At 71.8% G+C, this 25,759-nt stretch carries 28 protein-coding genes; 8 read left to right on the top strand and 20 right to left on the bottom strand.

Annotated elements, in window-relative coordinates; translation table 11 throughout:
• Positions 1 to 121: 121 nt before the first annotated feature.
• The 13 genes from ACZ4FV_RS39705 to ACZ4FV_RS39645 form a co-directional block, all read right to left on the bottom strand.
• A complete protein-coding gene (locus tag ACZ4FV_RS39705; protein ID WP_465325528.1) occupies positions 122 to 640 on the bottom strand; it encodes a hypothetical protein in 519 nt (172 codons plus the stop codon).
• Positions 640 to 1,446, bottom strand: a complete 807-nt coding sequence (locus ACZ4FV_RS39700; protein WP_465325527.1) for a hypothetical protein — start codon at positions 1,444 to 1,446, stop codon at positions 640 to 642. Before ACZ4FV_RS39700 ends, ACZ4FV_RS39705 begins: the two co-directional genes overlap by 1 nt.
• 25 nt (positions 1,447 to 1,471) lie before the next feature.
• A complete protein-coding gene (locus ACZ4FV_RS39695; RefSeq protein WP_465325526.1) occupies positions 1,472 to 2,125 on the bottom strand; it encodes a hypothetical protein in 654 nt (217 codons plus the stop codon).
• A complete protein-coding gene (locus tag ACZ4FV_RS39690; protein WP_465325525.1) occupies positions 2,122 to 2,277 on the bottom strand; it encodes a zinc finger domain-containing protein in 156 nt (51 codons plus the stop codon). Before ACZ4FV_RS39690 ends, ACZ4FV_RS39695 begins: the two co-directional genes overlap by 4 nt.
• 38 nt (positions 2,278 to 2,315) lie before the next feature.
• Positions 2,316 to 2,942 carry a zinc finger domain-containing protein gene (locus ACZ4FV_RS39685; RefSeq protein ID WP_465325523.1) on the bottom strand — a complete coding sequence of 209 codons (627 nt, stop codon included), beginning with the start codon at positions 2,940 to 2,942 and terminating at the stop codon, positions 2,316 to 2,318.
• On the bottom strand, positions 2,939 to 4,006 hold the full coding sequence (locus ACZ4FV_RS39680) for a helix-turn-helix transcriptional regulator (RefSeq protein ID WP_465325521.1): 1,068 nt from the start codon (positions 4,004 to 4,006) through the stop codon (positions 2,939 to 2,941). Before ACZ4FV_RS39680 ends, ACZ4FV_RS39685 begins: the two co-directional genes overlap by 4 nt.
• A 67-nt stretch (positions 4,007 to 4,073) precedes the next feature.
• Complete coding sequence (locus ACZ4FV_RS39675; RefSeq protein WP_465325519.1) at positions 4,074 to 4,280, bottom strand: hypothetical protein; 207 nt, start codon at positions 4,278 to 4,280, stop codon at positions 4,074 to 4,076.
• Positions 4,281 to 4,286: 6 nt separating this feature from the next.
• Positions 4,287 to 4,670, bottom strand: a complete 384-nt coding sequence (locus ACZ4FV_RS39670) for a hypothetical protein (protein ID WP_465325517.1) — start codon at positions 4,668 to 4,670, stop codon at positions 4,287 to 4,289.
• On the bottom strand, positions 4,661 to 4,894 hold the full coding sequence (locus ACZ4FV_RS39665) for a hypothetical protein (protein ID WP_465325515.1): 234 nt from the start codon (positions 4,892 to 4,894) through the stop codon (positions 4,661 to 4,663). Before ACZ4FV_RS39665 ends, ACZ4FV_RS39670 begins: the two co-directional genes overlap by 10 nt.
• Positions 4,891 to 5,142 (bottom strand): hypothetical protein, encoded by a 252-nt coding sequence (locus ACZ4FV_RS39660; protein ID WP_465325513.1) that lies wholly within the window; start codon positions 5,140 to 5,142, stop codon positions 4,891 to 4,893. Before ACZ4FV_RS39660 ends, ACZ4FV_RS39665 begins: the two co-directional genes overlap by 4 nt.
• Positions 5,142 to 6,185, bottom strand: coding sequence for a hypothetical protein (locus tag ACZ4FV_RS39655; RefSeq protein WP_465325510.1), 1,044 nt, complete (start codon positions 6,183 to 6,185; stop codon positions 5,142 to 5,144). The genes ACZ4FV_RS39660 and ACZ4FV_RS39655 overlap by 1 nt, the downstream gene beginning before the upstream one ends.
• Before the next feature lie 115 nt (positions 6,186 to 6,300).
• Positions 6,301 to 6,519, bottom strand: coding sequence for a helix-turn-helix transcriptional regulator (locus ACZ4FV_RS39650; RefSeq protein WP_465325507.1), 219 nt, complete (start codon positions 6,517 to 6,519; stop codon positions 6,301 to 6,303).
• The gene (locus ACZ4FV_RS39645; RefSeq protein WP_465325505.1) at positions 6,516 to 6,764 is read right to left on the bottom strand and encodes a helix-turn-helix domain-containing protein; all 249 of its coding nucleotides are present in this window, start codon (positions 6,762 to 6,764) and stop codon (positions 6,516 to 6,518) included. Before ACZ4FV_RS39645 ends, ACZ4FV_RS39650 begins: the two co-directional genes overlap by 4 nt.
• A 170-nt stretch (positions 6,765 to 6,934) precedes the next feature.
• Here ACZ4FV_RS39645 and ACZ4FV_RS39640 point away from each other — a divergent pair, with 170 nt between their 5' ends.
• The 3 genes from ACZ4FV_RS39640 (at position 6,935) to ACZ4FV_RS39630 (ending at position 9,134) form a co-directional block, all read left to right on the top strand.
• The gene (locus ACZ4FV_RS39640) at positions 6,935 to 7,351 is read left to right on the top strand and encodes a helix-turn-helix domain-containing protein (protein WP_465325503.1); all 417 of its coding nucleotides are present in this window, start codon (positions 6,935 to 6,937) and stop codon (positions 7,349 to 7,351) included.
• A gap of 140 nt (positions 7,352 to 7,491) precedes the next feature.
• Positions 7,492 to 7,965, top strand: coding sequence for an ImmA/IrrE family metallo-endopeptidase (locus ACZ4FV_RS39635; protein WP_465325501.1), 474 nt, complete (start codon positions 7,492 to 7,494; stop codon positions 7,963 to 7,965).
• A gap of 2 nt (positions 7,966 to 7,967) precedes the next feature.
• Positions 7,968 to 9,134 (top strand): tyrosine-type recombinase/integrase, encoded by a 1,167-nt coding sequence (locus ACZ4FV_RS39630; RefSeq protein ID WP_465325499.1) that lies wholly within the window; start codon positions 7,968 to 7,970, stop codon positions 9,132 to 9,134.
• 161 nt (positions 9,135 to 9,295) lie between these two features.
• Here the strand turns inward: ACZ4FV_RS39630 and ACZ4FV_RS39625 are convergent, their stop codons facing one another.
• The 4 genes from ACZ4FV_RS39625 to ACZ4FV_RS39610 all read right to left on the bottom strand — a co-directional run bounded on the left by ACZ4FV_RS39625 (position 9,296) and on the right by ACZ4FV_RS39610 (position 16,450).
• Positions 9,296 to 10,093 (bottom strand): SDR family NAD(P)-dependent oxidoreductase, encoded by a 798-nt coding sequence (locus ACZ4FV_RS39625; RefSeq protein WP_465325498.1) that lies wholly within the window; start codon positions 10,091 to 10,093, stop codon positions 9,296 to 9,298.
• A gap of 93 nt (positions 10,094 to 10,186) precedes the next feature.
• Positions 10,187 to 10,666, bottom strand: coding sequence for a hypothetical protein (locus ACZ4FV_RS39620; protein WP_465325496.1), 480 nt, complete (start codon positions 10,664 to 10,666; stop codon positions 10,187 to 10,189).
• Entirely contained in the window at positions 10,663 to 11,496 is an 834-nt protein-coding gene (locus ACZ4FV_RS39615; RefSeq protein WP_395862218.1) for an Fpg/Nei family DNA glycosylase, read from the bottom strand. The genes ACZ4FV_RS39620 and ACZ4FV_RS39615 overlap by 4 nt, the downstream gene beginning before the upstream one ends.
• A gap of 334 nt (positions 11,497 to 11,830) precedes the next feature.
• Complete coding sequence (locus ACZ4FV_RS39610) at positions 11,831 to 16,450, bottom strand: ATP-dependent helicase (protein WP_395862220.1); 4,620 nt, start codon at positions 16,448 to 16,450, stop codon at positions 11,831 to 11,833.
• 89 nt (positions 16,451 to 16,539) lie between these two features.
• Here ACZ4FV_RS39610 and ACZ4FV_RS39605 point away from each other — a divergent pair, with 89 nt between their 5' ends.
• Both ACZ4FV_RS39605 and ACZ4FV_RS39600 read left to right on the top strand, forming a co-directional pair.
• On the top strand, positions 16,540 to 16,737 hold the full coding sequence (locus ACZ4FV_RS39605; protein WP_360304842.1) for a DUF3046 domain-containing protein: 198 nt from the start codon (positions 16,540 to 16,542) through the stop codon (positions 16,735 to 16,737).
• Positions 16,738 to 16,851: 114 nt separating this feature from the next.
• On the top strand, positions 16,852 to 18,057 hold the full coding sequence (locus ACZ4FV_RS39600; RefSeq protein ID WP_395862222.1) for an AI-2E family transporter: 1,206 nt from the start codon (positions 16,852 to 16,854) through the stop codon (positions 18,055 to 18,057).
• On the opposite strand, the gene ACZ4FV_RS39595 is transcribed toward ACZ4FV_RS39600, so the two are convergent.
• Positions 18,030 to 18,836, bottom strand: a complete 807-nt coding sequence (locus ACZ4FV_RS39595; RefSeq protein ID WP_395862224.1) for a site-2 protease family protein — start codon at positions 18,834 to 18,836, stop codon at positions 18,030 to 18,032. The two genes, ACZ4FV_RS39600 and ACZ4FV_RS39595, sit on opposite strands and share 28 nt — an antisense overlap.
• Positions 18,837 to 18,903: 67 nt before the next feature.
• On the bottom strand, positions 18,904 to 19,785 hold the full coding sequence (gene panB, locus ACZ4FV_RS39590) for a 3-methyl-2-oxobutanoate hydroxymethyltransferase (RefSeq protein WP_395862226.1): 882 nt from the start codon (positions 19,783 to 19,785) through the stop codon (positions 18,904 to 18,906).
• Positions 19,786 to 20,030: 245 nt separating this feature from the next.
• Between panB and ACZ4FV_RS39585 the strand changes: the two genes are divergently transcribed.
• The 3 genes from ACZ4FV_RS39585 to ACZ4FV_RS39575 all read left to right on the top strand — a co-directional run bounded on the left by ACZ4FV_RS39585 (position 20,031) and on the right by ACZ4FV_RS39575 (position 23,467).
• Complete coding sequence (locus ACZ4FV_RS39585; RefSeq protein ID WP_395862228.1) at positions 20,031 to 21,638, top strand: MFS transporter; 1,608 nt, start codon at positions 20,031 to 20,033, stop codon at positions 21,636 to 21,638.
• A gap of 1 nt (position 21,639) precedes the next feature.
• The gene (locus ACZ4FV_RS39580; protein WP_395862230.1) at positions 21,640 to 22,296 is read left to right on the top strand and encodes a TetR/AcrR family transcriptional regulator; all 657 of its coding nucleotides are present in this window, start codon (positions 21,640 to 21,642) and stop codon (positions 22,294 to 22,296) included.
• Positions 22,297 to 22,411: 115 nt separating this feature from the next.
• A complete protein-coding gene (locus ACZ4FV_RS39575) occupies positions 22,412 to 23,467 on the top strand; it encodes an endonuclease/exonuclease/phosphatase family protein (RefSeq protein WP_395862232.1) in 1,056 nt (351 codons plus the stop codon).
• 131 nt (positions 23,468 to 23,598) lie between these two features.
• Here the strand turns inward: ACZ4FV_RS39575 and ACZ4FV_RS39570 are convergent, their stop codons facing one another.
• Positions 23,599 to 25,365, bottom strand: coding sequence for an NAD+ synthase (locus ACZ4FV_RS39570; RefSeq protein ID WP_402231850.1), 1,767 nt, complete (start codon positions 25,363 to 25,365; stop codon positions 23,599 to 23,601).
• Positions 25,366 to 25,759 lie beyond the last annotated feature (394 nt).

Raw genomic sequence — 25,759 nt, 5'->3', positions numbered from 1 at the left:
CCCCCCCCCCCCCCCCCCCCCCCCCCCCCCCCCCCCCCCCCCCCCCCCCCCCCCCCCCCCCCCCCCCCCCCCCCCCCCCCCCCCCCCCCCGGGCCTGCGTGTGTCGGTCGGGGTGTTGTGGTCACCACCCGTCCGCGATGAAGTCGGCGAGGTCGGTGACGACCGGACGTGGGTCTTTGAGGCGGGCACGGCCGCGTGCGAACCAGTCGCAATCCCAGTCGTCGCGGGCGGGGTGCCGTGGGCAGCCGGCCCGGTAGCGGTCGACCGCGGCGAGCAGGGTGCGGTGTGCCCGGCGGGCCAGGCGCACGCTGCCGGTGGTGCCGGCCCCGGTGTGTCCGTGCCACCGCTCGACCGGGTCGGCGCCCAAGTCCCGCAACGCGCCGACCAGTGCGTCGAGTTCGCCGGGCGCGAGGACGGTCGGTCCCCGTTCGGGGTCGTGGTCGACGCGGGCGACACCGAGGATGACGACCGGCGTTCCGTCGGCGCCGGCGGGCACCCACGTGATGAGTCGGTTCGAGCCGGCCGGGCCGCGCAGGGTGACGCCGTGCTGCTCGACCAGGGCGCGGCGCGGCTGTCGGGTCTCGTACAGCCAGCGCAGGCCGCCCCGCAGGATCGGCAGGTGGGAGGCGGGGTCGAACATCAGGACCGGCCGCCCGTCGGCCCGTGCTCGACGGCCAGGGCGCGCAACCGCTTGACGGCGTCTCCCCAGCCGGGCACCAGCTCGTAGTCCTCGGGACTGCTGCCCAGGGCCTCGATCTGTTGCGCGGCGTAGGTGAGTGCGGTGGCCCAGGCCGTGCTCAGGTCTTCCTCTGCGGAGCGGTGCAGCGTGCCGAGCATCCGCATCCGGGCCGTCTCGCGGTCGAGGCATTCGGCGTCGGTGAGTGCGGTGACGCGTGTCTCGGCGGCCTGGGCGCGGCCGAGGACGCGGGTGGCGTAGCCGGCCAGGTATCCGACGGCGGTGTCGGCCTCGGTGCGCAGGTTGGCGAGGGCGCGCCGGTACCGGGTGGCGTCCTCGTCGGCGGCGTCCTGGTCGCGGGCGGCCTCGATCGTGGCGGTGTCGTGCATGCCCAGGTCGGCACGCAGCCGGCGCACGGCGGCGACCAGGGCGGGCATGTGCTCGTCGAGGAGCCGTCGCATCGCCGGGTCGACCAACGCGAGTTCCTCTGTGGTGGCCTCGTCGTCCTGAATGCGGGCGACGGCGGCCTGGTCCTCCTCGACCAGGTCGAGGTCGACTCCGTCGACGGGTTCGGCGTCGCCGGTGCCGCAGCCGCAGCCGCGCCGGATCATCGCGATGACCTCCTCTGCGACGTCGGGGGCCAGGTGCACGCCCTCCTCGGTGGTGTGGAGGGTGATCCCGCAGCCGCCGTCGACCACGGGGCGGATCGTGAGGCCGTCGCCGGATTCGAGGGCCAGGAAGTAGTAGTCGGCGGGCGTGGTGTCGGGCACGGTTCCTCCTGCTGGGTCGGGTGGATCAGGTGCGGGGAGCGCCGAAGGGCGGAAGCGGTGTGGTGCGGGTGGCGGCGCGCAGTCCGGGCAGGCCGTGGCCGATCAGCACGACGCGTCGGCCGTCGTACGTGCCGGGCGCGTGGGTGTAGCGGCTTCGGTTGGTCTCGGTGCCGTGTTCGACCGCGACCAGCTCGCGCCACGCGGTCCACTGGTCGAGGGCGGTGAGGTGTACGTGGACGTGCACCGTCGTGGGGTCGAGCAGGTCGGGGCGCAGGGTGGGCAGCGGCAGGCCGGCGGCCGCGGCGGCTGCGGTGAGGTTGTCGGCGAACGACAGGGCCGGTTGCCCGCCGGTGCGGGAGAGTTCGTGGGCGTCGGTGCGGCAGAGCGCGCACAACCCGTCGTGCTGCGTCAGGCCCTCGCACACCCGGCACACGCTGTACGGGCGGGTGTCCGGTTCGGCGTCGGCGTCCTGGCAGGCGGCGGCGCAGCGCGGGCACAGGTCGTCGGGCACGGCATGGTCCCGGTCGAGGTGCACCGGCGGGACGTCGGGCACGACGGCGAGTTCGCCGCACGCGGTGAGAGTCAGGCGGCCGGGCAGCGGCTGCCGCCCGAACAGGCTGGGGATCGCGTGGCGCAGCGCGGGGTCGGCGGTGGCGTAGGGGCTGGTCGGGTGATTCATTCGGGCTCCCTGCGGGTGAGTTCGATGGGCTGCTCGGCGTCGGCGAACCTGCTGGCGTGCGAGTTGTGCAAGGCGCGGCCGCGGGCGTTGGTGCAGGGCTGGTGGGCCTGCGCGCCGCAGTGCGTGCAGGGCACGGCGCGTTCCGGGCGCATGGGGATTCGTTGCTGCCCCTGGATGCGCTTGTGTCGTTTCACCGGTCGTCGCCCTGGTCGTCGCCCTGGTCGGCGGGTGCGGCGTCCCGGGCGGCGGCCGCGGCGTGGGCGTCGTCGACGCGGCTGTCGTGCGGGTCGGTCAGGGGGGCGCCGTGGACGCGGGTGACGCACCGGTCGCCGGGGTCGGCGTGGCAGTGGCGGCAGGGGACGGAGTACGCCCGCACGCTCGGCCGCTGCATGGTGACCCGCTCGACCGTGACGCGTGCGATCGACAGGCGTTCGCCGGCGCCGTCCAGGAGCGCGGCGAGCTCGGGCATGGCCGCGAGGTCGGAAGCGAGGACTCGGCGTTCCTCGCGCAGGGCCGCGCGGTAGGCGACGTGGTCGTCGGGGTCGACTTGGGGGACGCGGCGGGACGTGCCGCCCATGACCGGGCCCCCGTTGTGCTCGGCGCGGTCGTTGCGGATCTGGCGCACGTGGCGGCGGACGTCGGCGGGCATGATCCGACGGGTCTCGTCCCGGTAGTGCAGGAGGACGGCGGCCTGGGCGTCGGTGTAGTCGACCTTGCCCAGGATCAGGTGCCATGCGGCGACGTCGGCGTCACCGACGATCCGCAGATCGAACGAGGCGGCCAGGGTGAGGAGTTGTGCGATCTCGGACTTCTTCACGGGGTGCCTGCTTCCTGGGATGTGAGGGCGGCGTAGGCGGCTTCCTCGGCGGCTTCCTCGGCCCGGTACTTGTCGGCGAGGGCGGTACCGGCAGCCCAGCGTTGATCGGCTGCGGACAGGCGCCGACCGTCGCCGCCAAGGGCGGCGCTCGGAAGGGTGGTGCCGGCGTTCATCAGCTCGTTGACGAAGCTGGGCAGGGTCGAGGCGTGCTTGCCGGCGCGGACCCAGTTCGCCAGGCCGTGGCGAACGAACTGCGGGTCGATGCCCTCGTCGAGCATTTCCTTGAGCAACCGCGACGCGTGACCGATGACCTGGCCGGGCGGTCGGTGCGGCACGTACGCGAGCCACTCGCGGATGAGTGTCTGGGTGGTGACCGGCGGATCGGGTTCGACGAACTCGCCGTCGACCGCCTCGTCGTCGTTGCCAGCCTCGGGCGGCTCGGCCGCCCCGCCGGAGGCCCCGAAGCGATACGCAACCGCCAGCGGGTCTACGGGTGGGTCTTCTTCGATGGGTGGGTCATTGATGGGTAGGGCAGCTTTGGGTGCGTTACATACGGACGCAGAGTGCGTTACATCGTTGAGGTAACGGTGTTCGGCGCCGTTACGTACGGACTCTGCGTGCGTTACATCGGTGGCCGTAACGGACTCTGACGCCGTTTCAGTAACGGACCCTGCGTTCGTTACGCGCGTGGCCTCACGGTGCTTTCGTACGCGGGCGGCGACTGCGGCGCGCTCGCGCTCCTCCTCCCTCTCCAGGTCGGTCCAGTCGGATGCCGGCCGCTTGAGGTGGAGTTGCAGGGTGTAGTTCACGCAGTCGTTCACTGTGCCGACCGCCTTGATCAACCCTCCGTCCTCCAGCCGGCGCAGAATCCGGTGGACCGTGGGCCGCGCGAGACCGGTGCGGTACGCGATGCTCCTGACCGACGGCCGGGCCTCGGTGCCGTCCGAGTTCGCGAACTCCCCCAAGACCTGAAGGACTTGGCGCGCAGGCGCATCCCGGTTGCCCGCCTTGGTTCGCAGCATGGGCGCATCGACCATGGCCCACTTCACTGCCTCGACGCTCAAGGTCTGGTCTCGCTTTCGTGCAGGGCGCGGGCGGTGGTGGCCGGCGGTGGGTACGCCGGCCACCGGATCAATCGGGGTGTGCCAGCAGGTCGAGTTGTTCGAGCGGGACGACGGGTACCGGCGGGCCGGGCGGCGGCTGCTCGGGCGGTCGGGCGCCGTGCAGGTGTGCGGGGCAGCGGTGGCCGTGCTGGTAGCGGTGGACGCCGTCGGTCGCCCCGCACGGCCCGCCGGGCACTCCCCAGGTGCACGCCGCTGGCCTGGCCTCGCTGGTCATGGCCGGCTACCTCGAGGTGTCGTGCCGAGGGCACGACCGCGCCGCGCAGTGCGGACAGGCGTCCGGCACCGGACCTTGCGGGTCGTCGTCCTCTTCCGTGCCGTCCCACAACGGCAGGGGGCGGTCGGGATCGAGGACCAGGGCCAAGCGGCAGTCCGGGCACAGGTGCCCGTCGCGATGCTCGGTGTAGGGGTTGCAGACCCAGCAGGACGAGCGCGGTGGCGCGGGGACCAGGACCGGCACGGTGCGGCCGGCCCGGTGGTCGACCTCCGGGTCGAGCACCATGGCCGCGAGCAGCCGGGCGGCGCGCCGGCAGGCGACCAGGTCTCCGACCCACCAGAGCGCCCCCACCGCGGTCGTGCACACCACGACCAGCACGATCACGCCCATGGGTGCACCACCCGACACGTCCAGCACAGCCACCCGCATCGGGTGTGCACGCCCAGACGAGGCGTGCCCACACACGTCGGGCAGGTCCCGATCGACTCGACGACCGGCGCGGCGACCAGGGCCGCGCCGCCGTCGGGCGTGATCGGCGCGGGCAGGCGCGGCACGGTCGCCGGGACCGCCGCCCCCGACACGGGGGCGGCGACCAGCGCGGTGGACGCGCTCATCCGGCGTCCTGCATGCGCAGCTCGGCGAGCGCGATGCCCACCGCCGAGCACCAGCCCGAGCACCACTCGCGGGCCGGCTCGCTCGACCCCGACACCGACGCGCGGACCCACCCGCGCGGCAGCCGGCGCGAGGAGGCGAGGTCGCCGCACCGCTCGACCGTGCACTGCTCGATCACCGACGACCGAATCGGCGTCTTTGACTCGCCGGTCTGGCCGGCGTTCCATTCCTTGGCACTCTTGCGGGGCATCAGTAGCTTCCTCCGGGTTCTGCGCGGCGGTCGCGCTGCTGGGGGACCAGGACGCCCGAGGACGGGCCGCACTGGTCACAGACCCACAAGCCGGTCACGTACCGATGCGTCGCTGCCGCCCGGCCGCAGTTCTGGCACTGCTCGGGCGCGGAATCGACCGGGTCGGCGTCGCCGGCGGTTTCGCGCAGCCGGCGTTGCTCGTCGATCTCGACGGCCTGGGCCACGGCCCACTCGGCAATCGCGGCATCCGCGGCGAGGAGCCCGGCAGTCAGGTCGAGGCCGACCCGGCTCACGCCGTCGCCCGGCCACGACCGCGGCGCGAACAGGTAGGCACCCGGACCGGGGTCGGCGGGGCTGATCTCGCTGGCGTCGAGCATCTCGACCGCCCACAGCACACCGATCACGGCGCGCTCCCACCGGCCCGGGGCACCGGCCTGGTGCCAGGCGGGGTGCGGCCGCGCCTCGTCCTCGACCGGGTCGGTCGGATCCGGCTGCGGGGCGGGGCAGGCCGGCGAGCAGGCAAGCGCCTGGCCGTAGCCGGACATGACGGCGACCGGCGTCGAGCAGACCGGGTCTGCCAGGCCGCAGCGCACGCACACGGTGCCATCGAGCTGGGCCTGGGTCATGTGTGCCGCGCCGCCCTGCCGGGTGAGGATCGGCAGCCTCACCGGCTGCTCGATGTGCGCGAGCTCGGCGGGCAGAACCGGGGCTGACGGCTCGACAGCGTCGATGAGGCCGACGCCGGACAGGAACACGGCGACGGAGCCGTGCGCAATCTCGACGCCGTAGGTCTTGCGGTCTGCTCGGCAGGACCCGAGCGTCCGCAGCGGCTCGCCGAACAACGCGGCCCACACGGTCAAAGCCGCGTGAACCTCGGCATCGGGCGCCTTGTTGTGCGTTCCGCGCACGCTGCCGTCCGCGGCGACCGACCACTCCAGGGCGGGCAAGCCGGGGTTCAGCGCGATGGTGCCGGCGACGAGCGCGGCGGCAATGGCCTGGCTCGACATCGGCCGCCCGATCGGGATCTCGATACTGTGGTTCACGTGTCTGCCACTCCTCTGTAGTGCTGCGTGTGGCGGGCAGAGGCCGTGCCGCTGGCGAGACCGGGTCGCATCCGGTCGTCGGCGGACGGCCTCACCCATGGGTGGGGTGGGTTGATCAGGCCGCGTGCGAAGTGCGCCGCTCGATGAAGGCGGTCACCGCCGCTTCGGTCACGCGGACTCGGGGCCGCATGCCGGTGCCGACGGGGACGATCTCGCCGAGGTTGCCGCGAGCGATGTGGTCGTAGACCGACGGGCGCGAGATGCCGAGCCGACGCGCCACCTCGGGGATAGGCAGCAGCACGGTCGGCGTTGACGTCTTCGGCTGCGGTTTCATGCGGCGCCCTCGACCTGGTGGCCCACGGCGAGGATTGCGGCGAGCGGCACGTCGAGAACGGTGGTGAATGCGCGCACCTTGTCGGCGGCGACAACCCGCCGGCGACCGGCCTCGATGTTGGAGAGGTACTCCCGGCTCACACCGACGGCCTCAGCGAACTGGGTCGGTGTCCAGCCGGAGCGTGCACGGATGACCTTCAGGGCAGGCCCGTTGATCCGGAGCCCTGTGTCGTGGAGTTGGGGCATGCCGCAACTGTAGGAACATTCAGGAACGTTCGTCAAGAACGTTCGGAACGTTCCTTCTCTGGTGGCGCATGCCACCGAAACGGCTGGATCTGTGCCTGCCAATGACGAACAAGGCGCCCTACGGTGGGCATCGTTCCTGTACGTTCCGGAACATGGAGAGAGGAGGAGCTATGTCGACACGTGACTGGAAGCATCTCGGGCGTGAACTCCAAGCCGCGCGGATCGCCGCTGGCTACAAGACCCTGGAAGATCTCGCGCGCGCGGTGGATCTGTCGAGCCGCATCCTGGGCGACATCGAGGCGGGGCGTAGAGAGAGCTACCGGGCGAGCACTCTGCATCGAGTCGAGCGGGCAGTGGGATGGGCGCCGGGGTCCTACGAGAATGTCCTTGCAGGTGAGAGCCCCAGAGTGCTCCTGGAGGCGCCTGGCGGGGGCGGGGGGCAGGCCGCCGGGGCGATGCCGGTGGGTTACGGCATCGACCCCGATGTGCTAGTTGAACTGGCAACGGCTACGCCCGAGCAGATCCAGAGGGTCAAAGATTTCCTGCTCGGCATCAAGTACGGCGACCCTGGCCGCAAGCGAGCGTAACGATCCAGATACATGCAGTTATAGTTTCGAACGTTCCTGAATGTTTCCCGCTTTTGCGTTACCGTGACGGTTCGGCCGACCGGAGCGTGGGAGTCCGCTCCGTGCGGCGCGCTGTTGGAGCGCGAGGGGGAGCGACCTCGATGGAACTGACAACCGCTCGGCCGTATAATCCATGGGCTGAACTCAGCCAGCGGCCCGACATTACATACGGTGAAATCCCGCTGCCCGGCGGAATGGCAGGCATGTGGTTCCCGGACATTCGCGGGATCGCAATTAACAGTGAACTCACGTGTGTTGAACGCCGGTGTGCACTGGCTCACGAGCTGGTGCACGCTGAGTACGACCACGCACAGTGTGCAGGTGGGGGCCTGGGCACGGCGCGTATTGCTCGACGGCTGGAGCGTTGGACCACTCAGCTCGCCGCGGCGCGACTCATTCCGCTCGGTTCATTGATGAGCGTTCTCGCCGAACGCCTACCGCCGTTCGACGCTGCCGAACAGCTGGCGGTAACTGAACAGATGCTTCATGTCCGAATCAAGAATCTGAGCCTCGCCGAGCACCGGCGGATTTCCGACAGCTGGGGCGGCGGCGACGCAATCCAGCTAGGGATTTGATCATGTATCTCCGATTGCTACCTTCCGGTAAATGGCAGTGCACGGTGCGCGGACCGAACGGGAAAAAGCACACCGAGACATTTCCATTGAAGACCCAGGCGAAGGCGTGGGGCACGAAGCAGGAGGCGTCAAAGGACGCGATGCGGTGGCGAGACCCGTCCCTCGGCAAGACGCTGATGTCCACGTGGGGACCGCTCTACCTGGCGTCCCGCCTCATCGAACCGGGTACCCGACGCAACTACGAGGGGCAGTGGAAGAACCACATCCAGCCCTACTGGGGCGGCTGGTCGGTGGGCGCAATCAAGCAGATCGACATCCAGGTCTGGATCGCGAGCATCGCCGACAAGGTGGGCGCTCCGACAGTCGGCAAGCTCTACAACCTCCTCGCGGGGATGCTCTCGTCGGCCGTGGTGAACGAGTACATCCCGGCGTCCCCCGCGGTCGGCATCACCCTCCCGACGGTGGCGGAGCCTCCGCATCACTTCCTCTCGCACCGCCAGGCCGAGCGTCTCATCGAGACCGTCGGCGAGATCGACGACCAGTGGGCCGACCTCGTTGAGTTCGGCGCCTACGTAGGCCTGCGGTGGGAGGAACTCGCCGGACTCCACTGTCACAACATCGACTTGGACAACAGCCTCGTGCACATCCGGCACGTCGCCACGGTGGATGGCATCCGTGAGTACCCGAAGACCAGCAAGAGCCGCCGCACCGCACCGATCCCGCCGCACCTGGTGGAACGCCTTCGCGCACGCATGTCCCGTCGCCCGAAGCGTGGACTGCTGTTCGTGAATCGCAAGCAGGAGTACGTGAAGTACGGAACGTTCTGGGTGGGAGTGTGGCAGCCGGCCTGGCGCAAGTTGGCCGAGCCCGATGACCAGGGCAACGTGATGGAGTACGAGAAGCAGCACATCCTGCGGCACACGGCGGCCAGCTGGCTGGTGATGGAGGGCGTGGATCTCTATCGGGTGCAGGCGCTGCTCGGTCACGAGAGTTTTAAGACAACGCAGCGGTACGCGCACCTGGCGCCGAACGCGCACGATGTGGTGGTCGACGCCTGGACCAAGATCGTTTCTCGTGGCGCACCAGTGGCGCACAGGCCCGTGATCCGTGTGCGCCGAGTAGACGGAAAACACGTCATGACCAGGGCACTCGTTTTTGAGGGCGTGTGATCCTGGAAAAGCTGAGCTGGATGTTCCAGGCCGAGAACCAGGCCTGAGCGACGCGCGGCCTCGGCCCCGCCTCCCGATTGTGGGAGGCGGGGCTTCGGCATGAGCGCGGGCGGTGCGGGCGCGGGATGGCGGGTCGGACGGGCGAGGGTTCGGACTGTGGTCTACCAGGGCATCGCGATGCCGCCGTTGGGGCGCAGGATCTGGCCGGTGACGAACCTGGCGGCGTCCGAGGCGAGATAGGCCACCGCGTAGGAGATGTCGGTGGGCTCGCCGACTGTGCGCAGCGGGGCCATCCGGGCCATCGGCGCGGCCACGGCGGCCTTGCGCTCCTCGTCCTCGTTGCCGTCCGCGTCGGTCCAGTGCCGGCCGGTCATCCCGGTGACGATCCAGCCCGGCGCGACCGCGTTGACCCGCACGCCGCTGGGACCGACCTCGGTGGCCAGGGTCTTGGTCAACTGCACGACCGCGGCCTTGGCCGCGCCGTAGCACAGCAGGCCCGAGGTCGCGGTGTCCACCGCGCCGGAGGCCATGTTGACGATGCTGCCGAAGCCCTGCGCGGTCATCACGCGCGCCGCGGCCCGACAGCCGAAGAAGACACCCTTGAAGTTGATCGCGAGGACCCGGTCGAGGTCGGCTTCCTCGGTCTCGATCACCGTGCTCGAATGCATCACCCCGGCGATGTTGGCGAGCACGTCGAGCCGGCCGTGCGCGGCCACCGCGTCGCCGATCAGCGCGTCCACCTGGGCGGCCTTGGAGGTGTCCACGCCGGCGGCGGTCGCGGCGCCGCCGGCGGCCACGATCGCCTTCGCGGTCTCCTGTGCCCCGGCCTCGTGGATGTCCGCGCAGACCACGGTCGCGCCCAGGTCGGCCAGCACCTCGGCGCTGGAGCGGCCGATGCCCGAGGCCGCGCCGGTGACGACGGCGACTCGGCCGGTCAGATCGAGGGCTTCACGAAACACGGTTGGCCTCCCGGCGCTAGGCGTGCACAGCGCGCCGACCGTACGAGCCATCTGACGAACAGTCAATAAAGGCGTGGGGCAACGAGATCGGTGTCACCGCCGGCCCTCCTGCCAGTGGCACCAGCGGTGCGTGGCGCCGCCGCGGGGGAACACGCCGGCCGCCGCGAGGGCGTCGCACGGGTCGCTCTCGACCCGGTTCGACCGCCCGGTCGGCGCCCTCGTGCGGGCCGGCCGGGCCTCACCCTTCTCGGCCCGCGGGCGCGGGCGGGTGGTCCGGGGCGGGGGCGGCGAATCCGGGTCCTGCCCGGTCGCGGTCGGGCCGGCCGGCTCGGGCACCTCGGACTCGGCCGACCCGCCCGCCATCGCAGTGATCGCCGGCTCCGGCTCCGCCGCGAACGCGGAGACCTCGGCGGCGGGAGTCGGTTCCGGCACGGGCGCGAACGGTGCGGCGGCGGTCGCTGCCGGGGGCGCCGGGCGCGGCGACGGGCTCGGCGCGGACACCGAGGTGCAGCCGGCCGCGGCCACGAGCAGGACGGGCAACACCAGGGTGGGCACGATCCGGGGCGGGCTCATGCCCTGTACGACGAACCGCCCGGGCGTCGGTCACCGGGTGTACTCCCATCGGGTGACACTTGGCAGCGCGGGCACCAGAACGCGACCCGCGGCGGGTCGCCCAGGTCCGCTCGTCGGATCGGGGTGCCGCAGCGCGCGCACGGGCGACCGCCGCGCCCGTAGACCCAGTGCCGCCGGCCCGGTCGGGTGTCGCCGGTGGTGACGTGCCCGATCCGGTCGCGATTGGCGTACAGCAGGCGGTGCGCCAGGGCGGCCCACGCGTGCGGGTCGCCGGCCGCCGCGACCGGGGTCCAGGGGGTGATGCCGCGCAGGAAGCACAGTTCCGCCCGGTACACGTTGCCGATCCCGGCCAGGTTGCGCTGGTCCAGGAGCGCCTCGCCGATCGGCCGGTCCGGGCGCTCGGCCAGTCGGCGTGCGGCCTCGACCGGATCCCAGTCCGGACCGAGCAGATCCGGACCCAGCCGGCCGACCGCGGTCGCCTCGTCGGCGGTGCGCAGCAGTTCGACCACGGGCATCCGCATTCCGACGGCGGTCTGTGTCGCGTTGGCCAGCACCAGGCGGATCGCGTGCCAGGGCCGGGGGAGCGGGCGCGGGCCGGTGGGTTGAATCTCCCACCTGCCATCCATCCGCAGATGGGTGTGCAGCGTGAGGTCGCCCTCGATCCGGGTCAGCAGGTGCTTGCCGCGCGGGACCACCGCCAGGACCGAGCGCCCGGTCAGGTCCACGGTCGCCAGGGCGGGCACGCGGAAGTCGGTCACGGTCAGTGGGCGGTCCACGAGGGCCGCGCGCAGCCGCCGCGCCACCTGATACACGCTGTCGCCTTCGGGCACCCCACCATTGTCCCGGACGGGCGGCGGCCGGAGCCGAGCCCGGGGCCGGCCTTCCGAGTCCCCCCGGACCCGTCGGTGCGGCCGAACCCCGGGGGTCGCGGCGCCGCAGGCGATGCCGCACAGGGACCGACGTCGCGAGCGCGCGGCCAGGAACACGTTCGCGACGCCGGATCCATGTGCTTCCGACCGTGACGCGTGCAGGGTCGCCACGGGCGGATGGTGCCGGTCGGCGTCACCGGGATCGCTCCCCGCGTCGCCTTCCGTGACCACGATCCTGCTGGACATACATGACCGGGGTGTTTCGCGGACCGGGCGCTCGTGTAACGAAACGGTGTCACCCTCGCAGGCGCAGCCCCCTGGGGGTGGCATGGAACCCGGCCGCCTCCAGTGCCTTGCCCAGCGAGGAGGTGAGCACCTCGGCGCCGTCGGCCCGCTCCACCGTCAGCTTGCCCAGCGCGCCCGCGCGCACCGCGTGGGCCAGCGCCTCGGCGGCGGGGCCGACCCGGTCCGGGTCGTCGGTCCAGGACAACAACGTGCGCCCGCCGCGCTCGATGTACAGGATCGGTTCGCCGTCGAGCAGGACCACCAGCGCGCCCGCCTTGCGGCCCGGGCGGTGGCCGCCGCCGGTCTCGCCGGGACGGTCCGGCCACGCCAGCGCGGCACCGTACGGATTGGCCGGGTCGGCGGCGGCCAGCACCACCGCGCCGGGCACCTCGTGCGGCTCGCGGCGCTCGCTCGCGCCCTGGAGCGCGCGCAGCCGGTCCACCGCGCCGTCGGCGGCGAACTGGGCGGCGCCCAGCCCCTCCACGAAGTAGCCCCGGCGGACCCGGCCGCCGTCCTCGAACACGCTCAGCACCTTGTAGGCGGCGGCGAACCCGCCGGGGCTGCCCTCGGCGACCACCGCGCCGCGGGTGACCACGCCGTGCCGGTCGAGCAGCGTCTCGGCCAGCGCGTGGGCGCGCCGGGTCGGGTCGGGCTCGGGTGCGGGGGCCAGCGACCAGCGGCCGGCCACGGTGGGCGGGCCGGTGCGCCCGGACGCGACCGGACGACCCCGACTCAGTCCCGCGTACCGCCCGCGCGGGGTCGCCCGCCGGGCGCGATGCGCGGTGGAGCCGGACGTGCGCCCGGAGCCGAGCAGCGCGCGCAGCGGGGTGAGCGTGTCACCGGTGACCCGCCCGGACCACACCAGGTCCCACAGCGCGTCGGCGATCGCCGCCTCGGACGCCGGAGCCGGCAGTTCCAGCCGCTCGGTCAACTGCCGGAAGAACAGCGCGTAGCCGCCGGACAGCGCGGCCAGGATCGCGGTGTGCAGTGATGTCGTCTCCAGCGGCACCGGCGGCGGGAACAGGTATGGCGCGGCGTCCGCGAGGCAGAGCGAGAGCCAACCGTCCTTGCCGGGCAGCGCGCCGTGTCCGGCCCACACCACCTCGCCGGCCGCGCACAACTCGTCCAGCATCGCCGGGTGGTAGTCGACCACGCGCGAGGGCAGCACCAGCTTCTCCAGCGCCGAAGCCGGCACGCTCGCGCCCTGGAGCTGCTCGATCACCCGGACCAGGCCGTCCGGGCCGCGCACCCCGCTCGCGCCGACGCCCTGCCACGCGGTCAGGAACCGGGCCAGTGCGACCGGCGGCACCGGTTCGACCTCGTGCCGCAGCGCCGCCAGCGAGCGCCGGCGCAACATCCGCAGCACCTCCGCGCCGCACCACTCCAGGCCGGATCCACCGGGGCGGAACTCGCCGGAGACCACCTGCCCGCCCGCGGCCAGCCGCTCCAGCGTGCCCGTGGTCACCGCGACGCCCAGACCGAAGCGGGCGGCGGCCTCGCCCGCCCGGAACGGGCCGTGCGTGCGCGCGTGCCGGGCCAGCAGGTCGCCCAGCGGATCCTTGACCGGCTCGGTGAACGCCTCGGGGACGCCGACCGGCAGGGGAGTGCCCAGCGCGTCCCGCAGTCGGCCCGCGTCCTCGATGCCGGCCCAGCGCTCCTCGCCCGCGATCCGCACCCGGATCACCCGACGCGCATCCTCCAGGCCGGTCAGCCAGTCGCTCTCGAAGGCGCCCGTGGCGCGCGCCGCGACCTCGGCGGTGGTCAGCGGCCCGAGCAGCCGCAGCAGATCGGCGACGCCCTCGGCGTCGCGCACCCGGCGATCCTCGGCCAGTCGTTGCAACTCGGCCTCGGTGCGGGCCAGCACCTGTGGGTCGAGCAGTTCGCGCAACTCGGCCTGGCCGAGCAGCTCGGCCAACAGCCGCGAGTCGAGCGCGAGCGCCGCCGCCCGCCGTTCGGCGAGCGGCGAGTCGCCCTCGTACATGAACTGCGCGACGTAGCCGAACAGCAGCGAGCGGGCGAACGGCGAGGGCTCGGTGGTGGTGACCTCGACAATGCGCACGGCGCGGGTGGCGATGTCGCGCATCAGGCCGGTCAGGCCGGGCACGTCGAACACGTCCTGGAGGCACTCGCGCATCGTTTCCAGGACGATCGGGAACGAGCCGTACTCACTGGCCACCGCGAGCAGTTGGGCCGAGCGTTGGCGCTGCTGCCACAGGGGGGTGCGCCGGCCCGGCATGCGCCGCGGCAGCAGCAGCGCGCGGGCCGCGCACTCGCGAAAGCGGGACGCGAACAGCGCCGAGCCGCCGACCTCGGCGGTCACCAGCGGCTCCACCTCGGCCTCCTCGAAGAGCGCGAAGTCCGGCGGCAGGGCACCCGCCGCGAGATCGTCGGGCTCCTCGCCGAAGGACTGCTCACCGAAGGGCATGCCGGTGTCCGGCAGCCGCAGCACGATCCCGTCGTCGCCGTGCATGGTCTGCACGTCCAGACCGGTGCGCTCGCGCAGCCGGGCCGAGATGGCCAGCGCCCAGGGCGCGTGCACCTGGGCGCCGAACGGCGAGTGCACCACCACCCGCCAGTCGCCCAACTCGTCGCGGAAGCGCTCGACCACGATGGTGCGGTCGTCCGGGATGTGGCCGCACGCCTCGCGCTGCTCGCCCAGGTAGCCGAGCAGGTTGTCCACCGCCCACGGGTCCAGGCCCGCGGCGGCCACCCGTTCGCGGGCCCGGTCCGCCGGCAGCGCGCCCACCTCGCGGACGAACGCGCCCAGCGCCCGACCCAGTTCCACCGGCCGTCCGAGCGCGTCGCCGTGCCAGAACGGCAGTTTGCCCGGCACCCCGGGGGCGGGCGAGACCAGCACCTTGTCGTGGGTGATGTCCTCGATCCGCCACGACGACGTGCCCAGCGTGAACACGTCGCCCACGCGCGACTCGTAGACCATTTCCTCGTCCAGCTCGCCGACCCGCGACTTCGCGTCGCCGGCGACCAGGAACACGCCGAACAGGCCCCGGTCGGGGATGGTGCCACCCGAGGTGACGGCGAGCCGCTGCGCGCCCGGGCGGGCGGACAGCACCCCGCCCACCCGGTCCCACACGATGCGCGGGCGCAGTTCGGCGAACGCGTCCGAGGGGTAGCGGCCGGCGAGCATGTCCAGCGTCGCCTCGTAGGCCGACGCGGGCAGGGCGGTGAACGGGGCGGCCCGGCGAATCAGCGCGAGCAGCGCGTCCACGTCCCGGTCCTCGATCGACACCATCGAGACGATCTGCTGCGCGAGCACGTCCAGCGGATTGCGCGGCCCGCGCACCGACTCGATCGCGCCCTCGCGCATGCGCTCGGTGACCACCGCGGTCTGCACCAGGTCGCCGCGGAATTTCGGAAAGATCACGCCTCGGGAGATCGCGCCCACCTGGTGGCCGGCCCGCCCCACCCGCTGCAGGCCGGAGGCCACCGAGGGCGGCGACTCGACCTGGACGACCAGGTCCACCGCGCCCATGTCGATGCCCAGCTCCAGGCTCGAGGTGGCCACCACGGCGGGCAGCCTGCCGGCCTTGAGGTCCTCCTCGACCTGGGCCCGCTGCTCCTTGGACACCGAGCCGTGGTGGGCGCGCGCCAGCAGCGCGGGCGCGCCGCGGTTGCTGCCCGCCTGCGCCATCAGCTCGGCCGGCGACGCGTCCTCGGGCAGCTTCTCGCCGGTGGCGCGCTCGTAGGCGATCTCGTTCAGGCGGCCGCACAGTCGCTCGGCCAGCCGGCGCGAGTTGGCGAACACGATGGTCGAGCGGTGCGCCTGGATCAGGTCGACGATGCGTTCCTCGACGTGCGGCCACACCGAGGCCTTGCGCTCGTTGCCGGCCTCGTCGAACTCGCCGGTGCCGCCGCCGAGCTCGCTCATGTCCTCGACCGGGACCACGACCGAGAGCTCGAACGTCTTGGCGGCCGGTGGTTGGACCACACGCACGTCGCCGGTCGAGCGCAGCCAGCGGGCCACCTCGTCGACCGGGCGCACGGTCGCGGACAGGCCGATCCGGCGCGCGGGCCGCTCCAGGAGTTCGTCCAGCCGCTCCAGGCTCAGCGCCAGGTGCGCGCCGCGCTTGGTGCCCGCGACCGCGTGCACCTCGTCCACGATCACCGTGTCCACCCCGCGCAGCGCTTCGCGGGCCTGCGAGGTGAGGATCAGGAACAGCGACTCGGGCGTGGTGATCAGGATGTCCGGCGGCTTGGTCGCGAACCGGCGTCGATCGGCTGCCGGGGTGTCGCCGGAGCGCACTCCCACGGTGACCTCGGGCTCGGGCAGGCCCAGGCGTACGCACGCCTGGCGGATGCCGGTGAGCGGGCTGCGCAGGTTGCGCTCGACGTCGACCGCGAGCGCCTTGAGCGGCGAGATGTACAACACCCGACAGCGCCGGCGCGGGTCGGCCGGCACCGGCTCGGCGGCGAGCCGATCCAGCGCGGACAGGAACGCCGCGAGGGTCTTGCCGGATCCGGTGGGCGCGACCACCAACGCGTCCTTGTCCTCGGCGATGGCGCGCCAGGCGCCCTCCTGGGCCCGGGTCGGCGCGTGGAAGGCGCCGGTGAACCACTCCCGAGTGGCGAGGGAGAAGCCGGCCAGGGCCGAGGCGGGATCGTCGTGTGGCATAACTCCCCATGGTGCCGCGTGGCTCCGACATTCGCGGCGGACGACAAGCGGGCGACAGGGGGACGCGGCGCGACCGCGATACTGGTCGCATGGGACTCACCGACTTCTGGCGACGCATGCGCGCCCACTTCGGCGACTCGTACGCCGAGTCCTTCGCCCGCGACCACGTGATGTCCGAGCTGGGTGGGCGGACCGTACACGAGGCGCTGGCCGCGGGCATCGAGGCCAAGGACGTCTGGCGTGGCGTGTGCGTCTCGATGGACCTGCCGACGACCAAACGGGCCTGAACCGCCGGGCGGCTCCGCGACATGCCCAAATGGACATAACGTGACGCTCTAGTCTCTTCCTGTCATCGGATACGCATCGCGACACAGTGGTGCGGAAGAGCACAGGGAGCCCATGTGAGCACACCCGACACCCCCACCACACGGGTCGGGTCGCGCGATCGCATGCCGCCGTGGTTGCCGCGGGCCGTGTTCATGATCCTGGCGATGATCGCGGGCTTCCGGCTGCTCGGCTGGACGCTGGCCCACCTGCGCTCGCTGCTGATCGACCTGCTGCTCGCGTTCTTCCTCGCGCTCGCCTTCGAGCCGGCGGTGGACCGGATGGCCCGGCGCGGGATGCGGCGCGGCGCGGCCACCGGCATCGCGTTCGTGGTGGTTTTCCTGGCTTGCGCCGGCTTCCTGACGGTGGTGGGCTCGCTGCTGGTGGACCAGGTGGTCGCGTTCGCGCGGCACCTGCCCGACTACCTCGACGACCTGGTGGCGTGGGTGAACCGCACCTTCGGCACCGACCTGACCGTGGAAAAGATCCAGGGCGACATCTTCAAGGACTCCGACACCGTCCAGGGCTATGCCGAGCGGGTGGCGAACAACGCGCTCGGTCTGTCCGCCAAGATCGTGGCCGGCCTGTTCGAGTTGTTCACCATCGCGCTGTTCACCTTCTACTTCACCGCCGAGGGCCCGCGGATGCGCCGCGCGGTGTGCTCGCTGCTGCCGCCGGAGAGGCAGGCCGAGGTGCTGCGCGGGTGGGAGATCGCGATCGACAAGACCGGCGGCTATCTGTACTCGCGGGCCGCGCTCGCGCTGATCTCGGCGTTCGCGCACTATCTCGTCTTCTTCCTGCTCGACCTGCCGTACGCGGTGCCGCTCGCGCTGTGGGTCGGCTTGATCTCGCAGTTCGTGCCGACCGTGGGCACCTACATCGCGATCGTGCTCCCCGCGCTGATCGCGCTGACGGTGAGCCCGTTGACCGCCGTGTGGGTGGTGGCGTTCGCCACCGCGTACCAGCAACTCGAGAACTACCTGCTGCACCCGAGGATCACCGCGCGCACGGTGGAGATCCACCCGGCGGTCGCGTTCGGCGCGGTGATCGCCGGGGCCGCGCTGCTGGGCGTGGTGGGCGCGCTGATCGCGATCCCGATCGCGGCCACCGGACAGGCCTTCGTCGGCGGCTACCTGCACCGCTACGAGATCCCCGAGCACCACCTGACGCCGGACGAGACCCGGCCCCGCCGGGGCCCGGGTCCACTCACCCGATGGTGGCGGCGCGCCCGGGACCGGCAGGGTCCGGGGGATCCTCAGGACCAGAAGCGGAACAACCGATAGCCGTCGCTCGCCAGGTACGGCGACACGTCCAGCGCGTCGGTGACGTGGTCGATCACGTCGTAGAACCAGCCGTTGACCGACGGCGACCACAACAGCGCGAACAGGAACAGGATCGCGTACGGCGCGTACGGCGCGATGGCCCGCCGGAAGTCGTACGGCAGCCAGGGCTCGATCACGCCGTAGCCGTCCAGGCCCGGCACCGGCAGCAGGTTGAGCACCGCCGCGATCACCTGGAGCTGGATCAGGAACGAGAACGCGGCGACGAAGGTCGGGCTCGCGCCGTCCACCGCGCCGGAGGACAACACCAGTGCGAGCACGATCGCCAGCACCGCGTTGGTCAGCGGTCCGACCGCCGACACCATGCTGTTGCGCACCCGGCCGCGGATCGCCGAGCGGTCCAGGTAGACCGCGCCGCCGCTGAGCGGGATGCCGCCGAGCAGCACGAAGATCGTCGGCAGGATGAAGGACAACAGCGGATCGCTGTACTTGAGCGGGTCCAGGGTCAGATAGCCCTTGCCCACCACGCTGTCGTCGCCCGAGCGCAGCGCGGCGAACGCGTGCGCGAACTCGTGCAGGCACAACGACACCAGCCAGCCGGACATCACCAGCAGGAACACCCCGGTGCGGGTGGCCGCCTCGGAGGAGCCGTCGTCGTGCCAGGTGTACCAGGTCGAGGCGGCGCAGACCGCGACTATCGCGAGGAAGATCGGGCTCGGTCGCACGTGGCGCAGCGAGCCGGCCGCGGGGCGGCGGCCGTAGTCTCCGTAGGGGTGCGTCACGAACTGCTCCAGGTGCGGGAAAGGGGCCGTACGACCGGGAATTCGATCGTACGGCCCCACCCGACACTCAGTGGAAGGTGTGCTCCGGACCCGGGTAGGCGCCGCCGACCACGTCGCCCGCGAACGCCTTGGCCGCGTCGCCGAGCACGGCGCGCAGGTCGACGTACTGCTTGACGAACTTGGCGGTGTGGCCGGTGGTCATGCCGGCCATGTCGGTCCACACCAGCACCTGGGCGTCACAGCGCACACCCGCGCCGATGCCGATGGTGGGGATCTCCAACTGTTCGGTCACGCGCGCGGCCAGGTCCTCCGGCACACACTCCAGGACCACCGCGAACGCGCCTGCGGCCTGCATCGTCTTGGCGTCCGCGAGCAACTGCTCGGCGCTCTCCGCGTCCCGGCCCTGCACGCGGTAGCCGCCGAAGGCGTGCACCGACTGCGGGGTGAGCCCGAGGTGGGCCATCACCGGCACGCCCGCCGCGACCAGCGCCTCGACCTGACGGGCCGAGCGCTGTCCGCCCTCGAGCTTGACCGCGCCGGCACCGGCCTCCTTGAGCAGTCGCACGCCGTTGCGCAGGGCCTGCTCGGGCGACTCCTGGTACGAGCCGAACGGCAGGTCGGCCACGATCAGCGCGCGCTTGGTGCCGCGCACGACCGCGCCGGTGAGCATCACCAACTGGTCCATGGTGACCGGCACGGTGTTCTCGTAGCCGAGGTGGTTGTTGCCCGCCGAATCGCCGACCAGGAGCACCGGAATGCCCGCGTCGTCGAATACGGAGGCGATCATCGCGTCGTACGCGGTGAGCATCGGCCAGCGCTCGCCGGCTCGCTTGGCGCGGGCGAGGTCGCGCACGGTGACCCGGCGCCCGGTTCCCTCGCCGCCGTACAGGGTCAGTCCCGGACCCTCGCCCGAAGCGGCTATCGGCTGCGCGGATGTGTTGCTGGACATGGTGTTCTCCCGACTCGAGGCGCTCGGACGGCGTCCCCGGACAACGCCATGGTGACACGCGCCGTAACAGGACAACAGGGGAGTCGGACGCCGGATTCCGGGTGACCGCCGGGTGCTCGCCGAGTGGTCATCGGCCCGGCATTTGCCGAGGCTTTGCAATACGAGACGTTCTCGTTTCGTAAAGTGCCCTAGCCTGTGAGGCAACCCGAACCGGTCCCACATGTTCGACGAATCGAGCTTCCCCCGTGACTTCAGCGCACGTTCCTCCCATACGCACGGTCGACGAGCACATCCATCGCCGCCGCTGGGCCATCCTCGGCGTCCTGGTGATCAGCCTGCTGGTCGTCGTCCTGGACAACTCGATCCTCAACGTCGCGATCAAGACCATCGCCGACCCGGAGAAGGGCCTGGGCGCCACCCAGAGCGAGCTCCAGTGGGCGATCAACTCCTACACCCTGGTCTTCGCCGGCCTGCTGTTCACCGCGGGCATCCTGGGCGACCGCTTCGGTCGCAAGCGCACCCTGTTGTTCGGCATGGTGATCTTCGGCCTCGCGTCGCTGCTCTCCGCCTACTCGCAAAGCCCCGGGCAACTGATCACCGCGCGCGCGGTGATGGGCTTCGGCGGCGCGTTCGTGATGCCGGCCACACTGTCCATCATCAGCAACGTCTTCGAGCCGCACGAGCGACCCAAGGCGATCGGCATCTGGTCCGGCGCGGTCGGTCTGGCGATCGCGATCGGCCCGATCACCGGCGGCGTGCTGCTCGACCACTTCTGGTGGGGCTCGGTCTTCCTGATCAACGTCCCGATCGTGCTGGTCGGCATCGTCGCGATGTTGCTCCTGGTGCCCGACTCGCGCGACCCCCGGCCCGGCCGGCTCGACCCGATCGGGGTCGCGCTGTCCATCGCGGGACTGGTCTCGCTGGTCTACGGCATCATCCGAGGCGGCGACGCGGGTTGGGGCAGCGTCGAGGTGATCGGCACGATCGTGCTCGGCCTGGTCGTCCTCGCCTTCTTCGTGTGGTTCGAGAAGCGCAGCGACCATCCCGCGCTGGACGTCAAGTTCTTCCGCGACCCGGCCTTCTCCGCCGCGGCCGGCGCGATCGGCCTGGTGTTCTTCGCGCTCATGGGCGTGACCTTCTTCATGGCCTTCTACCTGCAGAGCGTGCGCGGCTACACCCCGCTGCAGACCGGCCTGCTGCTGCTCCCGCTGGCGATCGCGCAACTGATGTTCTCGGCCCGCAGCTCGGTGATGGTCAAGCGGTTCGGCGTACGCGCCGTCACCACCGGCGGCATGCTCCTGGTCGGCCTGAGCTTCCTGGCCTTCCTGGGCATGGATCGCACCTCGCCGATCTGGATCCTGTGCGTGGTGTTCTTCGTCCAGGGCGCGGGCATGGCGCACGTGATGCCGCCGGCCACCAACTCGATCATGTCCTCGCTGCCGCGGGAGAAGGCCGGGGCCGGCTCCGCGGTCAGCAACACCGTGCGTCAGGTCGGCGGCGCGCTGGGCGTGGCGATCCTGGGCTCGGTGCTTTCGTCGGTCTATCGGGACCGGATCTCCGGCGACCTGGACAAGCTCCCGCCGGACGTGCCCAAGGGCGCGGCCGGCGACTCGGTCGAGGCGACGCTCGCGGTGGCCGGCCGACTCGGCGACAAGGGCGCGGCGCTCGTGGACCCGGCCAAGGACGGCTTCATCGACGCCATGCACGCCGCCTCCGTCGGCTCCGCCGTGGTCGCGCTGATCGGCGCGGTCGTGGTGTTCCTGTGGATGCCGCGCCGCGAGTCCGGGCAGACTGCCCCCGAAGCGGACCGAATCGAACGGTCCGCCGAGGAACCGCGCTCCGCGAAGGTCTGACATGCAGCCTGCGACATCCGCATCAGCGGCCGAACCCCTGGCCGACACCACGACCGAGCCCGGCGGGGCGGACAAGCCCCGCCGGGGTCGGCCGCGCAGCGAGGAAGCCGAACGGGCGATCCTGGGCGCCACCTTGCGCCTGCTCGACGCGCACCGCAGCATCGCCGCGATCTCCGTCGAGGCGGTGGCCCAGGAGGCGGGTGTGGGCAAGGCCACCATCTACCGCCGCTGGCCCGGCAAGGAGGCGTTGATCGTGGCGGCGGTCGAGGCCGCCGAGGCGATGCCGGCGGTGCTCAAGGGCCGGTCGCTGCGCGAGGATCTGATCCTGGTCCTGGAGCACATGCGCCTCCAGGCGGTGGACAAGCGCGGCGACGGGCTGATGGGGATGCTCTCCGGCGAGATCCGCAGCCATCCCGAGCTGCACCGGCGCTATCACGAGGTGGTCGTGGAGAAACGCCGGGCGATCCTGCGCGGCCTGTTGCAACGCGGGGTGGATTCCGGCGAGCTGCGTGCCGACCTGCCGATGGAGGTCCTGATGGACCTGGTCACGGGCCCCATACTGGTACGCAAGCTGGTACGGGAGAACGCAAGTCTGGAACCGGAGCTGCCGGGCCAGATCGCGGACGCGCTGCTCGGCGGGATTCGCGCTCGCTCCTGAGCCCATAGGGAACCTATCGACCGCTTTCCGGCGTCCGTTTCGACGTAGGGGACGTTTTGTTCGTACGTTGACGCGGACACAGTCGGGACTCGAGTCTGGGACTTCAGGAGGCAGCATGACGTGGCCCACCACGACGGACACCGGAGCCGAGCCGCAGCCGGCCGGCGACGGAGGTCCTCGGCGAGGGTCACGGTGGTCGTGGCAGGGCGTACGGGATGGTGCGGTCGCCACATGGCGCACCCCGCCGTGGCGCCGCGGCCGAGTGATCGCCGTGTTCGCGGTGCTGGCCACCCTCCCGCTCGCGTTCCACCGGATGGTGCCCAACACCCCGGGCAACTGGGGCAGCTTCGTGGAGACCTTCCTGCCCTGGGCGGGCCTGGTCGTTCCGGTGCTGCTGACCTGCGCGGCGATCCGTCGCTCGTGGACCGCGGTGGCCGCGACCATGCTGCCGATCCTGGTGTGGGTGACCATGTTCGGCGGCTTCTTCATGCCCGGCCGCGGCGGCGGCCCGCACGACCTGCGGGTGCTCAGCCACAACGTGAACGCGAGCAATCCCGACCCGGCCGGCACCGCCCGCTCGCTGCTCGGCGCGAACGCCGACGTGATCGCCCTGGAGGAACTGCCGGAGGGCGCGTGGAAGCTGTACGACGCGGTGCTCAAGAGCCGGTACCCGAACGTGCAGCACGAGGGCACGGTCGCGGTCTGGACCACGGCGGACTTCTCGATGAGCAAGGCCGAGGCGGTCGACGTCGGGATGGGCTTCACCCGCGCGCTGCGCACGGTGATCAAGACGCCCAAGGGCGACGTGGCCTTCTACGCCGTGCACCTCGCGTCGGTGCGCTTCGGCCCGAGCGGCTTCACGGTCGGCGACCGCAACGACACGATCGATCGACTGTCCCGGTCGCTCGCGGTCGAGACCGCGCCGCACGTGGTGCTGGCCGGTGACCTCAACGGCACCACCGACGACCGGGCGCTGCGCCCGGTCACCCGCTACCTGGCGGACGCGCAGGACGCGGCCGGCACCGGGATGGGCTTCACCTGGCCCGAGTCGTTCCCGATGGCCGCGATCGACCACATCATGTACCGGGGCATGGCCGCCGCCGACGCGAAGGTGCTGGGCGGCACGCCGAGCGACCACATGCCGATCCTGGCGGACCTGCGGCTGAGCTGAACGGATCCGCGGCCGAGCCGAGCCGAATCCACCACGAAGGGCCCGACCGCAGCGGTCGGGCCCTTCGTCGTGTCCGTGTCGTGCTCTTCGGGTCTGTCTTCGCGGCGTGCTCGGGTGCTCTCGGGTCGTGCTCAGCCGCTCTCGCGCCACCGGCTGGTGATCGGCAGTCGCCGGTCCCGGCCGAACGCCTTGAGCGAGATCTTGGTGCCCGGCGGGTACTGCCGGCGCTTGTATTCGGCCGTGTCCACCAGCTTGAGGATCCGGTCCACCAACTCCGGCTCGAAACCCGCCGCCACGATCGCGTCGCGGCCCATGTCCCGCTCGACGTAGTCGTCCAGGATGGCGTCGAGCAGTTCGTACGGCGGCAGCGAGTCGGTGTCGACCTGCCCCGGCCGCAACTCGGCGCTCGGCGGCTTGGTGATCGAGTTCTCCGGGATCGGGGCCGGCTCGCCGAGTCGCTCGGCCTCCGCGTTGCGCCAGCGCGCCAGCCGCCATACCGCGGTCTTGGGCACGTCCTTGATCGGCGCGAAGCCGCCGACCGCGTCGCCGTACAGCGTGGAGTAGCCGCAGGCCAGCTCGCTCTTGTTGCCGGTGGCCAGGACCAGGTGGCCCTCCTGGTTGGACAGCCCCATCAAGGTGGTGCCGCGCACCCGGGCCTGGAGGTTCTCCTCGGCCAGGCCGGTCAGCCCGAGCGCGCCCAGGTAGGCGTCCACCATCGGGGCGATCGGCACCTGGCGGTAGTTGAGCCCGATCCGCACGGCGGTGTCGGCCGCGTCGTCCTTGGAGTGTTCGGAGGAGTAGCCGCTGGGCATCGAGACGCCGTACACGTTGCCGCCGCCCACCGCGTCCGCCGCGATCGCCGCGACCAGGGCCGAGTCGATCCCGCCGGACAGGCCCAGCAGCACCGACTTGAACCCGTTCTTGGCCACGTAGTCGCGCAGCCCGGTGACCAGCGCGCGGTAGACCTCCGCGTCGTCGGACAGGGCCGGCGCGATCGAGTGCGCGGCGGCGGGCGCGGGCACCGGCGCGGCCTCCTCGGTGAGGATCACCTGGTGGATGGTCAGGCCGTCGGCCACCACGTCGCCCGCGCTGTACACGCTGTCGTCCACGGTGCGCTCGGGCAGGTCCAGGTCGGCGATCAACAGTTCCTCGCGGAACTGCGCCGCGCGCGAGAGCACCGTCCCCTCGGCGTCCACGATCAGCGAGTCGCCGTCGAAGACCAACTCGTCCTGGCCGCCGAAGGCGTTGACGTAGGCGAGCGCGCAATTCGCCTCGCCGGCGCGGCGGCGGACCAGTTCCAGCCGCGAGTCGTCCTTGCTCACCTCGTACGGCGACGCGTTGATCGACAACAACAGGCCGACCCGCGCGGCGCGCGCGGCGGCCACCGGGCCGCCCTCCTGCCACAGGTCCTCGCAGACGGCGATCGCGATGTCGACGCCGCCGACCCGGGTGACCAGGAGCCGATCGCCCGGGACGAAATAGCGGTACTCGTCGAACACGCCGTAGTTGGGCAGGTGGTGCTTGGCCGAGCGGGCCGCGACCCGGCCGCCGTGCAGCACCGCGACCGCGTTCTGCGGGGCGCCGGCCGGGCGGCCCAGTCGCGGCGTGGACACCCCGCACCGGTCCAGATAGCCGACCACGACCGCGACCTCGCCCAGTCCCTCGGCGGCGAGCCGGGCGGCGAGCGCCTCCAGCGCGCGGCGGGAGGCCTCGACGAAGGACGAGCGCAGGGCCAGGTCCTCGACGGGATATCCGGTGAGCGCCATCTCCGGGAAGGCCACGAGCGACGCGCCGCGCTCGGCGGCCTTCCGGGTGCGCCCCACGACCAGTTCGGCGTTGCCGTCGAGGTCGCCGACCGTGGGGTTGATCTGGCTGAGGGCGATGCGAATCCGGGTCACACGATCCAATGTACCCGACCCTTGGCGTCAAAGTGACGAATAGTGGTCCCGGGTGCGGCGACGCGCCGTGCGCACCGCGCTCGCGGGGTCGATGGCGGGCGCTCGGCCGGCCGGAAAACCGCAGGCGAACGGCGGGCGAAAGGCGTACGCCCGAGCGAACCCGGGGCTCGGCGCCCGAGCACCCGGGAGATACCCTTGGCGCAGTTCAGCACCGGGCCCCGACGGCTCGCCCGACCGGATTCCCGGCGGGTGCGATGCCGCGCGAAGAAGGTATCCCGCAGGTCGCCCACGAGCGGTTCTCGGGGTACAGGACCACGGGACGTACGCGCGCACGGCGGTACCTGTGCGCGAGCAAGGGCACAACGCAAAGGGCACGTAATGTGCTGGAAACCCT

Source organism: Embleya sp. NPDC025285 (assembly GCF_055558835.1).
This window is presented reverse-complemented; position numbering and strand designations above follow the sequence as displayed.

What these genes read in the sequence shown, in the direction of transcription:
- ACZ4FV_RS39695 (WP_465325526.1), bottom strand. Translation starts at nt 2,125, where the DNA reads ATGAATCACCCGACCAGCCCCTACGCCACCGCCGACCCCGCGCTGCGC.
- ACZ4FV_RS39575 (WP_395862232.1), top strand. Translation starts at nt 22,412, where the DNA reads ATGACGTGGCCCACCACGACGGACACCGGAGCCGAGCCGCAGCCGGCC.
- ACZ4FV_RS39650 (WP_465325507.1), bottom strand. Translation starts at nt 6,519, where the DNA reads ATGAAACCGCAGCCGAAGACGTCAACGCCGACCGTGCTGCTGCCTATC.
- ACZ4FV_RS39675 (WP_465325519.1), bottom strand. Translation starts at nt 4,280, where the DNA reads ATGACCAGCGAGGCCAGGCCAGCGGCGTGCACCTGGGGAGTGCCCGGC.
- ACZ4FV_RS39620 (WP_465325496.1), bottom strand. Translation starts at nt 10,666, where the DNA reads ATGAGCCCGCCCCGGATCGTGCCCACCCTGGTGTTGCCCGTCCTGCTC.
- ACZ4FV_RS39635 (WP_465325501.1), top strand. Translation starts at nt 7,492, where the DNA reads ATGGAACTGACAACCGCTCGGCCGTATAATCCATGGGCTGAACTCAGC.
- ACZ4FV_RS39640 (WP_465325503.1), top strand. Translation starts at nt 6,935, where the DNA reads ATGTCGACACGTGACTGGAAGCATCTCGGGCGTGAACTCCAAGCCGCG.
- ACZ4FV_RS39580 (WP_395862230.1), top strand. Translation starts at nt 21,640, where the DNA reads ATGCAGCCTGCGACATCCGCATCAGCGGCCGAACCCCTGGCCGACACC.
- ACZ4FV_RS39630 (WP_465325499.1), top strand. Translation starts at nt 7,968, where the DNA reads ATGTATCTCCGATTGCTACCTTCCGGTAAATGGCAGTGCACGGTGCGC.
- ACZ4FV_RS39670 (WP_465325517.1), bottom strand. Translation starts at nt 4,670, where the DNA reads ATGGGCGTGATCGTGCTGGTCGTGGTGTGCACGACCGCGGTGGGGGCG.
- ACZ4FV_RS39645 (WP_465325505.1), bottom strand. Translation starts at nt 6,764, where the DNA reads ATGCCCCAACTCCACGACACAGGGCTCCGGATCAACGGGCCTGCCCTG.
- ACZ4FV_RS39605 (WP_360304842.1), top strand. Translation starts at nt 16,540, where the DNA reads ATGGGACTCACCGACTTCTGGCGACGCATGCGCGCCCACTTCGGCGAC.
- ACZ4FV_RS39610 (WP_395862220.1), bottom strand. Translation starts at nt 16,450, where the DNA reads ATGCCACACGACGATCCCGCCTCGGCCCTGGCCGGCTTCTCCCTCGCC.
- panB (WP_395862226.1), bottom strand. Translation starts at nt 19,785, where the DNA reads ATGTCCAGCAACACATCCGCGCAGCCGATAGCCGCTTCGGGCGAGGGT.
- ACZ4FV_RS39705 (WP_465325528.1), bottom strand. Translation starts at nt 640, where the DNA reads ATGTTCGACCCCGCCTCCCACCTGCCGATCCTGCGGGGCGGCCTGCGC.
- ACZ4FV_RS39690 (WP_465325525.1), bottom strand. Translation starts at nt 2,277, where the DNA reads ATGCGCCCGGAACGCGCCGTGCCCTGCACGCACTGCGGCGCGCAGGCC.
- ACZ4FV_RS39665 (WP_465325515.1), bottom strand. Translation starts at nt 4,894, where the DNA reads ATGAGCGCGTCCACCGCGCTGGTCGCCGCCCCCGTGTCGGGGGCGGCG.
- ACZ4FV_RS39660 (WP_465325513.1), bottom strand. Translation starts at nt 5,142, where the DNA reads ATGCCCCGCAAGAGTGCCAAGGAATGGAACGCCGGCCAGACCGGCGAG.